The sequence below is a fragment of the Pseudomonas sp. SZ40 genome, from assembly GCF_052958135.1.
This window is the reverse complement of record NZ_JBQWIF010000003.1, coordinates 118,450-132,300: the sequence shown is the minus strand read 5'-3', so window position 1 is coordinate 132,300 and position 13,851 is coordinate 118,450. Positions and strand designations below refer to the sequence as shown.

Here is a 13,851-nt window from a genome sequence, read left to right as displayed (position 1 = left end):
ACCATGACTGCAGACACCACCGTGTCCATTGCGCCGTACAAGGCGGACGACCAAGACGTCGTCGTTGAGCTTCAATCCCGTTTTGGCGCCGACAGCTTCACGTTGCAGGCCACCCGCACCGGCATGCCGGTCATCTGGGTCGGCCGCGACAAGCTCGTCGAAGTGCTGCGCTTCCTACGCCAGGCATCGCGCCCCTACGTCATGCTGTATGACCTGCACGGCGTCGACGAGCGCCTGCGCACTCAGCGTCGCGGCCTGCCGGACGCTGACTTCACCGTGTTCTACCACCTCATGTCGCTGGAGCGTAACAGCGACGTGATGATCAAGGTGGCCCTGCGCGAGGGCGATCTCAACCTGCCTTCGGTGACCGGTATCTGGCCGAACGCCAACTGGTACGAGCGCGAAGTGTGGGACCTCTACGGCATCCATTTCACCGGTCACCCGCACCTGACCCGGATCATGATGCCGCCGACCTGGGAAGGTCACCCGCTGCGCAAGGACTATCCGGCGCGCGCCACCGAATTCGATCCGTTCAGCCTGACCCTGGCCAAGCAACAGCTCGAGGAGGAAGCAGCACGCTTCAACCCCGAGGACTGGGGCATGAAGCGCCAGAGCGAGAACGAGGACTACATGTTCCTCAACCTCGGCCCCAACCACCCGTCTGCGCACGGTGCGTTCCGCATCATCCTGCAGCTCGACGGTGAAGAAATCGTCGACTGCGTGCCAGAGGTCGGTTACCACCACCGTGGTGCCGAGAAAATGGCCGAACGCCAGAGCTGGCACAGCTTCATTCCCTACACCGACCGTATCGACTACCTCGGCGGGGTGATGAACAACCTGCCTTACGTGCTCTCGGTCGAGAAGCTCGCGGGCATCAAGGTGCCGCAGAAGGTCGACACCATCCGCATCATGATGGCCGAGTTCTTCCGCATCACCAGCCACCTGCTGTTCCTGGGTACCTATATCCAGGACGTCGGCGCGATGACCCCGGTGTTCTTCACCTTCACCGACCGCCAGCGTGCCTACAAGGTGATCGAAGCCATCACCGGTTTCCGCCTGCACCCGGCCTGGTACCGCATCGGCGGTGTCGCTCACGACCTGCCGCGCGGCTGGGACAAACTGGTCAAGGAATTCGTCGACTGGCTGCCCAAGCGCCTCGACGAATACGAGAAGGCCGCGCTGCGCAACAGCATCCTCAAGGCGCGGACCATCGGTGTCGCTCAGTACAACACCAAGGAAGCGCTGGAATGGGGCACCACCGGGGCCGGCTTGCGCGCCACCGGTTGCGACTTCGACCTGCGCAAGGCACGCCCCTACTCCGGCTACGAGAACTTCGAGTTCGAGGTGCCGCTGGCCGTCAACGGCGATGCCTATGACCGCTGCATGGTGCGTGTCGAGGAGATGCGTCAGAGCATCAAGATCATCGACCAGTGCATGCGCAACATGCCGGAAGGCCCGTACAAGGCGGATCACCCGCTGACCACGCCGCCGCCGAAGGAACGCACGCTGCAGCACATCGAAACGCTGATCACCCACTTCCTGCAGGTTTCCTGGGGCCCGGTCATGCCGGCCAACGAAAGCTTCCAGATGATCGAAGCGACCAAGGGGATCAACAGTTACTACCTGACCAGCGATGGCAGCACCATGAGCTACCGCACCCGGATCCGTACCCCGAGCTTCCCGCACCTGCAGCAGATCCCTTCGGTGATTCGCGGCAGCATGGTCGCTGACCTGATCGCGTATCTGGGCAGTATCGACTTCGTTATGGCCGACGTGGATCGCTGAGGAAAACACCATGAGCAATGCAGCCCTGATTCAGACCGACCGTTTCGCCCTCAGCGAAACCGAGCGCTCGGCCATCGAGCACGAGATGCTCCACTACGAAGACCCCCGTGCGGCGTCCATCGAAGCCCTGAAGATCGTGCAGAAGGAACGCGGCTGGGTGCCGGACGGCGCCGCCGACGCCATCGGCGCGATCCTCGGGATCCCGGCCAGCGACGTGGAAGGTGTCGCCACCTTCTATAGCCAGATTTTCCGCCAGCCCGTCGGCCGCCACATCATCCGTGTGTGCGACAGCATGACCTGCTTCATCGGCGGCCATGAAAACGTCCTTGGCAGCATCAAGTCCGAGCTGGGCATCGTGCCAGGGCAAACCACCGCTGACGGCCGCTTCACCCTGCTGCCCGTGTGCTGCCTGGGCAATTGCGACAAGGCGCCGGCGATGATGATCGACGACGAGACCTTCGGTGACGTTCAACCCGAAGGCGTGGCGCAACTGCTGGAGAATTTCCAATGATCAGTCGCAGCTCGAACCTGCTGACGTCTTTCGGCCCGGCGAACCGCATCGCCCGCAGCGAAGAGACCCATCCGCTGACCTGGCGCCTGCGCGATGACGCGCAACCGGTCTGGCTGGAGGAATACCAGCAGAAGAACGGCTATGCCGCTGCCCGCAAGGCACTGGCCGAAATGGCCCAGGCCGACATCGTGCAGACGGTCAAGGATTCCGGCCTCAAGGGCCGTGGCGGTGCCGGCTTCCCCACGGGCGTGAAGTGGGGCCTGATGCCCAACGATGAATCCCTGAACATCCGCTACCTGCTGTGCAACGCGGACGAGATGGAGCCCAACACCTGGAAAGACCGCATGCTGATGGAACAGCTGCCGCACCTTCTGGTGGAAGGCATGCTGATCAGCGCCCGGGCGCTGAAGGCCTATCGTGGCTACATCTTCCTGCGCGGCGAATACGTCGACGCGGCCGCCAACCTCAATCGGGCAATCGACGAAGCCAAGGCTGCCGGCCTGCTGGGCAAGAACATTCTCGGCAGCGGTTTCGACTTCGAGCTGTTCGTACACACCGGCGCCGGGCGTTATATCTGCGGTGAAGAAACCGCACTGATCAATTCCCTGGAAGGCCGTCGCGCCAACCCGCGCGCCAAGCCGCCCTTCCCGGCCGCCGTGGGTGTGTGGGGCAAGCCGACCTGCGTCAACAACGTCGAAACCCTGTGCAACGTGCCGTCGATCATCGGCAACGGCGTCGACTGGTACAAATCCCTGGCCCGCGAAGGCAGCGAAGACCACGGCACCAAGCTGATGGGCTTCTCCGGCAAGGTCAAGAACCCGGGCATCTGGGAGCTGCCATTCGGCATCAGCGCCCGCGAACTGTTCGAAGACTACGCCGGTGGCATGCGCGACGGTTACACGCTCAAGGCCTGGCAGCCAGGCGGCGCCGGTACCGGCTTCCTGCTTCCCGAACACCTGGATGCGTCCATGTACGCCGCCGGCATCGCCAAGGTCGGCACCCGTATGGGTACCGGCCTGGCCCTGGCCATCGACAACACCGTGAACATGGTGTCGTTGCTGCGCAACATGGAAGAGTTCTTCGCTCGCGAATCCTGCGGCTGGTGCACGCCCTGCCGTGACGGTTTGCCGTGGAGCGTGAAGATCCTGCGCGCTCTGGAACGCAAGCAAGGCACCCGCGAGGACATCGACACCCTGCTCGGCCTGGTCAATTTCCTCGGCCCCGGCAAGACCTTCTGCGCTCACGCGCCGGGTGCCGTGGAGCCGCTGGGCAGCGCGATCAAGTATTTCCGCGAGGAGTTCGACGCCGGTGTGATCACCGACTCGATCCAGCCGCCCGTGGCGGCACACGCGGTATGAGCCTGATGGCCGGACATGTGGGCGCGCTGCGCCGTCCGGCCCGGGTCACGACAAAGAATTCCCTTAGCCCGTCCACCTTCGGGTGGGCAAACGAAGACTGAAGAAAATGGCCACTATCCACGTAGACGGCAAAGATCTCGAAGTCGATGGTGCGGACAACCTGCTGCAGGCCTGTCTGTCCCTCGGACTCGATATCCCCTACTTCTGCTGGCACCCGGCGCTCGGCAGCGTCGGCGCCTGCCGCCAGTGTGCGGTGAAGCAGTACACCGACGAAAACGACAAGCGCGGCCGCCTGGTCATGTCCTGCATGACGCCGGCGACCGACAACAGCTGGATTTCCATCGACGACGAAGAGGCCGTGGCCTTCCGCAAGAGCGTCGTCGAATGGCTGATGACCAACCACCCGCACGACTGCCCGGTCTGCGAGGAAGGCGGCCACTGTCACCTGCAGGACATGACGGTGATGACCGGCCACAACGCCCGTCGTTATCGCTTCACCAAGCGTACTCACCAGAACCAGGAACTCGGCCCGTTCATCGCCCACGAGATGAACCGCTGCATCGCCTGCTACCGCTGCGTGCGTTACTACAAGGACTACGCTGGCGGTACCGATCTGGGCGTCTACGGCGCTCACGACAACGTGTATTTCGGGCGTGTCGAAGACGGCACCCTGGAAAGCGAGTTCTCCGGCAACCTGGTCGAGGTCTGCCCGACCGGCGTGTTCACCGACAAGACCCACTCCGAGCGTTACAACCGCAAGTGGGACATGCAGTTCGCGCCGAGCATCTGCCATGGCTGCTCCAGCGGCTGCAACACCAGCCCGGGCGAGCGCTATGGCGAAGTGCGTCGCATCGAGAACCGCTTCAACGGCTCGGTGAACGGGTACTTCCTTTGCGACCGTGGCCGTTTCGGTTATGGCTACGCCAACCGTGAAGACCGTCCGCGTCAGCCGTTGATGGTGCTCAGCAAGATGAAGATGGGCCTCGATGCCGCCCTCGATCAGGCCGCTGCCCTGCTGAAGAACCGCAAGGTGATCGGCATCGGCTCGCCGCGTGCCAGCCTCGAGGGCAACTTCGCCCTGCGCGAACTGGTCGGCGCCGACAACTTCTATTCCGGTATCGCGGCGGCTGAGCAGGCCAATATCCGCCTGATCCGTGACGTGCTGCAGAACGGCCCGCTGCCGGTGCCGACCCTGCGCGATATCGAAGACCACGACGCGGTATTCGTGCTCGGTGAAGACCTGACCCAGACCGCCGCCCGTATCGCTCTGGCGCTGCGCCAGTCGGTCAAGGGCAAGGCCACCGAGATCGCGGCCGGTGCGAAGATTCAGGACTGGCACATGGCTGCGGTGCAGAACGTCGCCCAGCACGCGCTCAATCCACTGTTCATTGCCAGCGTCACCGCCACGCGCCTCGACGATGTTGCCGAGCAGTGCGTACACGCCGCGCCGGACGACCTCGCGCGTATCGGTTTCGCCGTGGCTCACGCCATTGACCCGAGCGCACCGGCAGTCGAAGGTCTGGAAGCTGAAGCCGCCGAGTTGGTGCAACGCATCGCCGACGCGCTCTTGAACGCCAAGCGCCCGCTGATCGTCTCCGGTGCTTCGCTGGGCAATCGCGCCCTGATCGAAGCAGCGGCGAACATCGCCAGCGCCCTGAAGAATCGCGACAAGGCCGGCTCCATCAGTCTGGTGGTGCCGGAAGCCAACAGCATGGGCCTGGCCCTGCTGATGGGCGACAAGTTCGCCGGCAACAGCCTGGACGACGCGCTGCACGCGCTCACCTCGGGCCAGGCCGACGCACTGGTGGTGCTGGAAAACGACCTCTACCACCGCGCTGACGCTGCCCGTGTCGACGCTGCCCTGGCAGCCGCCAAGGTGGTGATCGTCGCCGATCACCAGAGCACCGCCACCACGGCCAAGGCGCACCTGCTGCTGCCAGCCGCCAGTTTCGCCGAAGGCGACGGCACCCTGGTCAGCCAGGAAGGTCGCGCGCAGCGCTTCTTCCAGGTTTACGATCCGTCCTACTACGACGCCAACATCCTGGTGCGTGAAGGCTGGCGCTGGCTGCACGCGCTGCACAGCACGCTGCACAACCGTGGCGTGGACTGGACGCAGCTGGATCAGGTCACCGCCGCCTGCGCGGCCAGCAGCGCCGAGCTGGCCGGTATCCGTGACGCCGCGCCAAGCGCCTCGTTCCGCATCAAGGGCCTCAAGCTCGCTCGTGAGCCGCACCGCTACAGCGGGCGTACCGCCATGCGCGCCAATATCAGCGTGCACGAACCGCGTCAGCCCCAGGACAAGGACTCGGCTTTCGCGTTCTCCATGGAAGGCTATTCGGGCAGCAAGGAAGACCGTCAGCAGATCCCCTTCGCCTGGTCGCCAGGCTGGAACTCGCCCCAGGCCTGGAACAAGTTCCAGGACGAAGTCGGTGGTCATCTGCGTGCAGGCGACCCAGGCGTACGCCTGATCGAAGCCAAAGGTGGAAACCTGGGCTGGTTCAGCGCGCCAACGGCCTTCAACCCGGCTCAGGGCACCTGGCAGGCAGTACCGCTGCACCACCTGTTCGGCAGCGAGGAAATGTCCTCGCGCGCCGCGCCGATCGCCGAACGCACGCCTGAGGCCTACGTGGCCCTGGCCAAGGATGAGGCCGATCGCCTCGGTGTCAACGACGGCGCCCTGCTGCAGCTGAACGTCAATGGCCAAAACCTGCGCCTGCCGCTGCGCGTCAGCGAAGAGCTGGGTGTCGGCCTGGTTGGCTTGCCAGCGGGCCTGGCAGGCATTCCTGCTGGCATCGCCGGTGCGGCCGTGACCAACATCGGGGAGGCCGCGCGATGAGTTGGCTGACGCCTCAGTTGCTCGACATCATTCAGGAAGTGCTCAAGGCCATCGTCATCCTGCTTGCGGTGGTGGTCACCGGTGCCCTGCTGAGCTTCGTCGAGCGCCGTCTGCTCGGCTGGTGGCAGGATCGCTACGGCCCCAACCGCGTCGGCCCGTTCGGCATGTTCCAGATCGCCGCGGACATGCTGAAGATGTTCTTCAAGGAAGACTGGACGCCACCGTTCGCCGACAAGGTGATCTTCACCCTGGCTCCGGTGATCGCCATGGGCGCGATGCTGATCGCCTTCGCGATCATCCCGATCACCCCCAACTGGGGCGTGGCGAACCTGAACATCGGCATCCTGTTCTTCTTCGCCATGGCGGGTCTGTCGGTATACGCCGTGCTGTTCGCCGGCTGGTCGAGCAACAACAAGTTCGCCCTGCTCGGCAGCCTGCGCGCGTCGGCCCAGACCATTTCCTACGAAGTGTTCCTGGCCCTGGCGCTGATGGGCATCGTCGCCCAGGTCGGCTCGTTCAACATGCGCGATATCGTCGACTACCAGGCGCAGAACCTGTGGTTCATCATTCCGCAGTTCTTCGGCTTCTGCACCTTCTTCATCGCTGGTGTGGCCGTGACTCACCGTCACCCCTTCGACCAGCCTGAAGCGGAGCAGGAACTGGCCGACGGCTACCACATCGAGTATGCCGGCATGAAATGGGGCATGTTCTTCGTCGGTGAATACATCGGCATCGTGACCATTTCCGCCCTGCTGGTGACCCTGTTCTTCGGCGGCTGGCACGGCCCGTTCGGCATCCTGCCGCAGATCCCGTTCTTCTGGTTCGCGATCAAGACCTGCTTCTTCATCATGATCTTCATCCTGCTGCGCGCCTCCATCCCGCGCCCACGGTATGACCAGGTCATGGCCTTCAGCTGGAAGTTCTGTCTGCCGCTGACCCTGATCAACCTGCTGGTGACCGGCGCCGTTGTGCTGGCCACGGCCCAGTAAGGAGAAAAAGCGATGTTCAAATACATATGGGACGTACTGGTCGGTACCGCGACCCAGTTGCGCAGCCTGGTGATGGTCTTCGGCCATGGCTTCCGCAAGCGCGACACCCTGCAATACCCGGAAGAGCAGGTTTACCTGCCGCCACGCTACCGGGGGCGCATCGTGCTGACCCGCGACCCCGACGGCGAAGAGCGCTGCGTGGCCTGCAACCTGTGCGCCGTGGCCTGCCCGGTGGGCTGCATCTCGCTGCAGAAGGCGGAAACCGAGGACGGTCGCTGGTACCCGGACTTCTTCCGCATCAACTTCTCGCGCTGCATCTTCTGCGGCCTGTGCGAGGAAGCCTGTCCGACCACCGCGATCCAGCTCACCCCGGATTTCGAGATGGGCGAGTACAAGCGTCAGGATCTGGTCTACGAGAAAGAGGATCTGCTGATCTCCGGCCCTGGCAAGAACCCGGACTACAACTTCTACCGCGTGGCCGGCATGGCCATTGCCGGCAAGCCCAAGGGCGCCGCGCAGGATGAAGCCGAGCCGATCAACGTCAAAGGGTTGTTGCCATAATGGAATTCGCCTTCTACTTCTCTGCCGGGGTCGCGGTTGCCTCGACCCTGGGCGTGATCACCAGCAAGAACCCGGTGCACGCCCTGCTCTACCTGATCATCTCGCTGCTGGCCGTTTCCATGGTGTTCTTCAGCCTGGGTGCGCCGTTCGCCGGCGCGCTGGAAATCATCGTCTACGCCGGCGCCATCATGGTGCTGTTCGTGTTCGTGGTGATGATGCTCAACCTGGGCCCGGCCTCGGTCGAGCAGGAACGCACCTGGCTCAGCCCAGGCATCTGGATTGGTCCGGCGCTGCTTTCCGCCGTGCTGCTGGGGCAATTGCTGTACGTGCTGTTCGCCGTACCGAGCGGTGCCACCATCGGCCATACCACGGTCGATGCCAAAGCCGTCGGCATTCACCTGTTCGGCCCTTATCTGCTGGCCGTGGAGCTGGCTTCCATGCTGCTGCTTGCCGCGCTGGTCGCCGCGTATCACCTGGGCCGCAATGACATCAAGGACGCTACGCCATGAACGGTATTCCAATGGAGCACGGCCTGGCGCTGGCCGGCGTGCTGTTCAGTCTCGGCCTGGTCGGCCTGATGGTGCGCCGCAACATCCTGTTCGTGCTGATGAGCCTGGAAGTGATGATGAACGCCGCAGCCCTGGCCTTCGTCGTGGCAGGTGCGCGCTGGGGCCAGGCTGACGGGCAGATCATGTTCATTCTGGTCATCGCCCTGGCGGCTGCCGAAGCGAGCATCGGCCTGGCGATCCTGCTGCAGCTGTATCGCCGCTTCCACACCCTCGATATCGACGCAGCCAGCGAGATGCGCGGATGAACTTCCTATTCCTGACGTTACTGTTCCCCCTGATTGGCTGGTTAATTCTGGCTTTCTCCCGTGGTCGCCTGAGCGAAGGCAGCGCGGCACTGATCGGCGTCGGCTCGGTCGGCCTGTCGGCACTGACCACCGCCTGGATCATGTGGCAGTTCAACAGCGCACCACCGGCAGGCGGGGTGTACACCCAGACCCTGTGGCAGTGGATGAGCGTCGATGGCCTGGCGCCGAGCTTCACCCTGTATCTGGACGGCCTGTCGCTGACCATGCTCGGCGTGGTCACCGGCGTGGGCTTCCTGATCCACATGTTCGCCAGCTGGTACATGCGTGGTGAAGAGGGTTATTCGCGCTTCCTCTCCTACACCAACCTGTTCATCTTCAGCATGTTGCTGCTGGTGCTGGGCGACAACCTGATGACCCTGTTCTTCGGGTGGGAAGGCGTAGGCCTGTGCTCGTACCTGCTGATCGGCTTCTATTACAAGCACGTGCCCAACGGCAACGCGGCGCTGAAGGCCTTCATCGTCACCCGCATCGGTGACGTGTTCCTGATGATTGGCCTGTTCCTGCTGTTCCTCAACCTCGGCACCCTGAACATTCAGGAGCTGATGGTGCTGGCCCCGCAGAAGTACGCGGCTGGCGATACCTGGCTGTGGCTGGCGACCCTGATGCTGCTCGGCGGCGCGGTCGGCAAATCCGCGCAGTTGCCGCTGCAGACCTGGCTGGCCGACGCCATGGCCGGTCCGACCCCGGTTTCGGCACTGATTCACGCCGCCACCATGGTCACCGCGGGCGTCTACCTGATCGCCCGTACCAACGGCCTGTTCCTGCTGACCCCGGAGATTCTCCAGCTGGTCGGCATCGTCGGCGGCGTGACGCTGGTACTGGCAGGCTTCGCCGCTCTGGTGCAGACCGACATCAAGCGCATCCTCGCCTATTCGACCATGAGCCAGATCGGCTACATGTTCCTCGCCCTGGGCGTTGGTGCCTGGGACGCGGCGATCTTCCACCTGATGACCCACGCGTTCTTCAAGGCGCTGCTGTTCCTGGCCTCCGGCTCGGTGATCCATGCCTGCCACCACGAGCAGAACATCTTCAAGATGGGCGGTCTGTGGAAGAAACTGCCACTGGCCTACGCCAGCTTCATCGTCGGTGGCTCGGCCCTGGCGGCGCTGCCGCTGATCACCGTGGGCTTCTATTCCAAGGACGAGATCCTCTGGGAAGCCTTCGCCAGCGGTAACTCCGGCCTGCTCTACGCCGGCCTGCTGGGCGCCTTCATGACTTCGATCTACACCTTCCGGCTGATCTTCATCGCCTTCCATGGCGAGCAGAAGACCGAGGCCCACGCCGGTCATGGCATCGCCCACAACCTGCCGCTGCTGGTGCTGATCGTGCTGTCGACCTTCATCGGCGCCTGGATCACCCCGCCGCTGGCTGGCGTGTTGCCAGAGAGCGCCGGCCATGCCGGCGGTGAAGCCAAGCACAGCCTGGAAATCGTCTCGGGCTGCATCGCCCTGGCTGGCATCCTCCTGGCGGCGATGCTGTTTCTCGGCAAGCGCAGCTTCGTTACCGCTATTGCGGCTAGCGCGCCGGGGCGTTTCCTGTCGGCCTGGTGGTTCGCTGCCTGGGGATTCGACTGGCTTTACGACAAGATTTTCGTGCAGCCCTACCTGTTCCTCTGCCGCGTGCTCGCCCGCGACCCCATCGATGGTGCCATCGGCATCATCCCGCGCCTGGCGCGTGGCGGTCATGGCGTGTTGAGCCGCAGCGAGACCGGGCAGCTGCGCTGGTACGCCATCTCCATCGCCGGGGGCGCCGTACTGGTGCTCGCCGCTGTGTTGCTGGCCTGACCGATGATCTCGAATACTTTTTCTAAGGAAACTCGCCCGTCATGATTCTGCCTTGGCTAATCCTGATTCCCTTTATCGGCGGCCTGTTGTGCTGGCAGGCGGAGCGCTTCGGCGGAACCCTGCCGCGCTGGATAGCGCTGCTGACCATGTCCCTGCTGTTCGGCCTCGGCCTGTGGTTGTGGGGCACCGGCGACTTCAGCCTGGCGCCTGCGCCGGGTGCCGAGCCACGCTGGGCCCACGAGTTCCAGGTGCGCTGGATCGAGCGCTTCGGCATCAGCATCCACCTGGCGATGGATGGCCTGTCGGTACTGATGGTCACCCTCACCGGCCTGCTTGGCGTGCTCTCGGTGCTCTGCTCGTGGAACGAGATCCAGAACCGTGTCGGCTTCTTCCACCTCAACCTGATGTGGATTCTCGGCGGCGTGGTCGGCGTGTTCCTGGCCATCGACCTGTTCCTGTTCTTCTTCTTCTGGGAAATGATGCTGGTGCCGATGTATTTCCTCATCGCGCTCTGGGGTCATAGCGGCAGCCCTGGCAAGAGCCGTATCAACGCGGCCACCAAGTTCTTCATCTTCACCCAGGCCAGCGGCTTGGTGATGCTGGTGGCGATCCTCGGCCTGGTGTTCGTGCACTTCAACCAGACCGGCGTGTTCACCTTCAACTACGCAGACCTGCTCAAGACCGAGCTGTCGGAAGGTACCGAATACCTGCTGATGCTCGGCTTCTTCATCGCCTTCGCAGTGAAGTTCCCCGTGGTGCCGTTCCACTCCTGGCTGCCGGACGCTCACGCTCAGGCGCCGACCGCTGGCTCCGTGGATCTCGCCGGTATCCTGTTGAAAACTGCGGCCTACGGTCTGCTGCGCTTCGCCCTGCCGTTGTTCCCCAATGCCTCGGCAGAGTTCGCGCCGATCGCCATGGGTCTGGGTGTGTTTGCGATCCTCTACGGTGCGCTGCTGTCCTTCGCACAGACCGACATCAAGCGTCTAGTCGCTTACTCCAGCGTGTCGCACATGGGCTTCGTGCTGATCGCCATCTACTCCGGCAGCCAGATCGCCCTGCAGGGCGCCGTGGTGCAGATGATGGCTCACGGCCTATCGGCTGCTGCGCTGTTCATCCTCTGTGGTCAGTTGTACGAGCGCCTGCATACCCGTGACATGCGCGAGATGGGCGGCATCTGGGCACGCATGTCCTGGCTGCCAGCGTTGAGCCTGTTCTTTGCCGCCGCCGCACTGGGGCTGCCGGGCACCGGCAACTTCGTTGGCGAGTTCCTGATTCTGATCGGCAGCTTCCCGACAGCCCCCTGGATCACAGTGATCGCTGCGACCGGCCTGGTACTGGGCTCGGTGTACTCGCTGATCATGATCCATCGTGCGCATTTTGGTCCGGTGAAGAACGACAGCCCACTGCCAGGTCTGCAATTTCGGGAACTGAGCATGGTGCTGTGCCTGGCCGTGCTGCTGATTCTGCTCGGCGTTTACCCGCAGCCGGTGCTCGACACTTCCGCCGCCAGCATGCAAGGCGTGCAGCAGTGGTTCAGCGGCGCCCTCAATCAACTCGCTTCGGGCCAGTAGACGTTATGGAACATCACGCTGTGGAATTCACCACCCAACACCTGATCGCCCTGCTCCCGCTGCTGGTCACCTGCGCCACCGTGGTCGTGGTGATGCTGGCCATCGCCTGGAAGCGCAGCCATGCAATGACCTTCGTGCTCTCGGTGATCGGCCTCAACGCGGCGCTGCTGTCGCTGCTGCCGGCTATCGGCGTCACCCCGCTGCAGGTCACCCCGCTGATGCAGATCGACACCTTCGCCTGTTACTACATGGCGCTGGTACTGATCGCGACGCTGGCCTGCGTGACCCTGACCCACGCCTACCTGGGCGAGGCGACGGTCGACGACGGCAAGACCAAGGGCTACCCGCGCAACCGCGAGGAGATGTATCTCCTGCTGCTGCTCTCCGCCGCCGGCGGCCTGGTGCTGGTCAGCACCGAGCACCTGGCAGGCCTGTTCATCGGCCTGGAGCTGCTCTCGGTACCGACCTACGGGATGATCGCCTACGCCTACTTCAACAAGCGTTCCCTGGAAGCCGGTATCAAGTACATGGTGCTGTCGGCAGCCGGCAGTGCCTTCCTGCTGTTCGGCATGGCGCTGCTGTATGCCGACGCCGGCAGCCTGAGCTTCGCCGAGATCGGTGCCAGTCTGGCCGGTGCCAGCGGCAGTCAACTGGTGCAGATCGGCATCGGCATGATGCTCATCGGCCTGGCGTTCAAGCTGTCCATGGTGCCGTTCCACCTGTGGACGCCAGACGTCTACGAAGGCGCTCCGGCTCCTGTCGCCGCGTTCCTGGCCACGGCCAGCAAGGTGGCGGTGTTCGCCGTGCTGCTGCGTCTTTATCAGCTCTCTCCAGCCACCGCCGGCGGCTGGCTGAACGACCTGCTGACGGTCATCGCCATCGCCTCGATCCTGTTCGGCAACCTGCTGGCTCTGGTACAGAACAACCTCAAGCGTCTGCTCGGTTATTCGTCCATCGCCCACTTCGGTTATCTGCTGGTGGCACTGATCGCCAGCAAGGGCCTGGCCGTGGAAGCCATCGGTGTATACATGGCCACCTACGTGCTCACCAGCCTCGGCGCGTTCGGTGTGATCACGCTGATGTCCACGCCTTACAATGGCCGTGACGCTGACGCGCTGTACGAGTACCGCGGCCTGTTCTGGCGCCGTCCGTACCTGACCGCGGTACTCACGGTGATGATGCTGTCGCTGGCCGGTATCCCGCTCACCGCGGGCTTCATCGGCAAATTCTACGTGATTGCCGCAGGCGTTCAGGCGCAACTGTGGTGGCTGATCGGCGCGCTGATTCTGGGCAGTGCCATCGCGGTGTTCTACTACCTGCGGGTGATGGTCACGCTGTTCCTGGTCGAGCCCAATCTGCATCGCCACGATGCCCAGTTCAACTGGGGCCAGCGTGCCGGTGGGATCATGCTGATTCTGGTGACCATTCTGGCCTTCATCCTCGGCGTCTACCCGCAGCCGCTGCTGGATCTGGTGCAACAGGCAGGCCTCAGCGCCGCGCTCTGATCGCACTGCAACGAAAAATGGCTGCCACTGGGCAGTCATTTTTCATTCAGCATCCGAAAGCTGGCCGGGCACACCAC

At 63.6% G+C, this 13,851-nt stretch carries 11 protein-coding genes; all 11 read left to right on the top strand.

Annotated elements, in window-relative coordinates:
* Positions 1-3 precede the first annotated feature (3 nt).
* The 11 genes from nuoC (at position 4) to nuoN (ending at position 13,774) form a co-directional block, all read left to right on the top strand.
* On the top strand, positions 4-1,785 hold the full coding sequence (gene nuoC / locus ACT9T4_RS04390; protein WP_499115673.1) for an NADH-quinone oxidoreductase subunit C/D: 1,782 nt from the start codon (positions 4-6) through the stop codon (positions 1,783-1,785).
* Positions 1,786-1,795: 10 nt separating this feature from the next.
* Positions 1,796-2,296, top strand: coding sequence for an NADH-quinone oxidoreductase subunit NuoE (gene nuoE, locus ACT9T4_RS04385; protein ID WP_499115671.1), 501 nt, complete (start codon positions 1,796-1,798; stop codon positions 2,294-2,296).
* On the top strand, positions 2,293-3,654 hold the full coding sequence (gene nuoF / locus ACT9T4_RS04380; RefSeq protein WP_499115669.1) for an NADH-quinone oxidoreductase subunit NuoF: 1,362 nt from the start codon (positions 2,293-2,295) through the stop codon (positions 3,652-3,654). The genes nuoE and nuoF overlap by 4 nt, the downstream gene beginning before the upstream one ends.
* Before the next feature lie 106 nt (positions 3,655-3,760).
* The gene (nuoG, locus tag ACT9T4_RS04375; protein WP_499115667.1) at positions 3,761-6,490 is read left to right on the top strand and encodes an NADH-quinone oxidoreductase subunit NuoG; all 2,730 of its coding nucleotides are present in this window, start codon (positions 3,761-3,763) and stop codon (positions 6,488-6,490) included.
* On the top strand, positions 6,487-7,479 hold the full coding sequence (gene nuoH, locus ACT9T4_RS04370; protein ID WP_042552633.1) for an NADH-quinone oxidoreductase subunit NuoH: 993 nt from the start codon (positions 6,487-6,489) through the stop codon (positions 7,477-7,479). The genes nuoG and nuoH overlap by 4 nt, the downstream gene beginning before the upstream one ends.
* 12 nt (positions 7,480-7,491) lie before the next feature.
* Positions 7,492-8,040: an NADH-quinone oxidoreductase subunit NuoI gene (gene nuoI, locus ACT9T4_RS04365; RefSeq protein ID WP_042552632.1), complete on the top strand. Its 549-nt coding sequence runs from the start codon at positions 7,492-7,494 to the stop codon at positions 8,038-8,040.
* A complete protein-coding gene (gene nuoJ, locus ACT9T4_RS04360) occupies positions 8,040-8,549 on the top strand; it encodes an NADH-quinone oxidoreductase subunit J (RefSeq protein WP_042552631.1) in 510 nt (169 codons plus the stop codon). The genes nuoI and nuoJ overlap by 1 nt, the downstream gene beginning before the upstream one ends.
* On the top strand, positions 8,546-8,854 hold the full coding sequence (gene nuoK / locus ACT9T4_RS04355; protein ID WP_027905359.1) for an NADH-quinone oxidoreductase subunit NuoK: 309 nt from the start codon (positions 8,546-8,548) through the stop codon (positions 8,852-8,854). The genes nuoJ and nuoK overlap by 4 nt, the downstream gene beginning before the upstream one ends.
* Positions 8,851-10,698, top strand: coding sequence for an NADH-quinone oxidoreductase subunit L (gene nuoL / locus ACT9T4_RS04350; RefSeq protein WP_499115664.1), 1,848 nt, complete (start codon positions 8,851-8,853; stop codon positions 10,696-10,698). The genes nuoK and nuoL overlap by 4 nt, the downstream gene beginning before the upstream one ends.
* A gap of 41 nt (positions 10,699-10,739) precedes the next feature.
* A complete protein-coding gene (nuoM, locus tag ACT9T4_RS04345; RefSeq protein ID WP_225832223.1) occupies positions 10,740-12,269 on the top strand; it encodes an NADH-quinone oxidoreductase subunit M in 1,530 nt (509 codons plus the stop codon).
* Between the two features lie 20 nt (positions 12,270-12,289).
* A complete protein-coding gene (gene nuoN / locus ACT9T4_RS04340; RefSeq protein WP_499115662.1) occupies positions 12,290-13,774 on the top strand; it encodes an NADH-quinone oxidoreductase subunit NuoN in 1,485 nt (494 codons plus the stop codon).
* Positions 13,775-13,851 lie beyond the last annotated feature (77 nt).

Excerpts from the sequence above, each read along its gene's own strand:
- nuoC (WP_499115673.1), top strand. The coding sequence starts at position 4 with ATGACTGCAGACACCACCGTGTCCATTGCGCCGTACAAGGCGGACGAC.
- nuoE (WP_499115671.1), top strand. The coding sequence starts at position 1,796 with ATGAGCAATGCAGCCCTGATTCAGACCGACCGTTTCGCCCTCAGCGAA.
- nuoF (WP_499115669.1), top strand. The coding sequence starts at position 2,293 with ATGATCAGTCGCAGCTCGAACCTGCTGACGTCTTTCGGCCCGGCGAAC.
- nuoG (WP_499115667.1), top strand. The coding sequence starts at position 3,761 with ATGGCCACTATCCACGTAGACGGCAAAGATCTCGAAGTCGATGGTGCG.
- nuoH (WP_042552633.1), top strand. The coding sequence starts at position 6,487 with ATGAGTTGGCTGACGCCTCAGTTGCTCGACATCATTCAGGAAGTGCTC.
- nuoI (WP_042552632.1), top strand. The coding sequence starts at position 7,492 with ATGTTCAAATACATATGGGACGTACTGGTCGGTACCGCGACCCAGTTG.
- nuoJ (WP_042552631.1), top strand. The coding sequence starts at position 8,040 with ATGGAATTCGCCTTCTACTTCTCTGCCGGGGTCGCGGTTGCCTCGACC.
- nuoK (WP_027905359.1), top strand. The coding sequence starts at position 8,546 with ATGAACGGTATTCCAATGGAGCACGGCCTGGCGCTGGCCGGCGTGCTG.
- nuoL (WP_499115664.1), top strand. The coding sequence starts at position 8,851 with ATGAACTTCCTATTCCTGACGTTACTGTTCCCCCTGATTGGCTGGTTA.
- nuoM (WP_225832223.1), top strand. The coding sequence starts at position 10,740 with ATGATTCTGCCTTGGCTAATCCTGATTCCCTTTATCGGCGGCCTGTTG.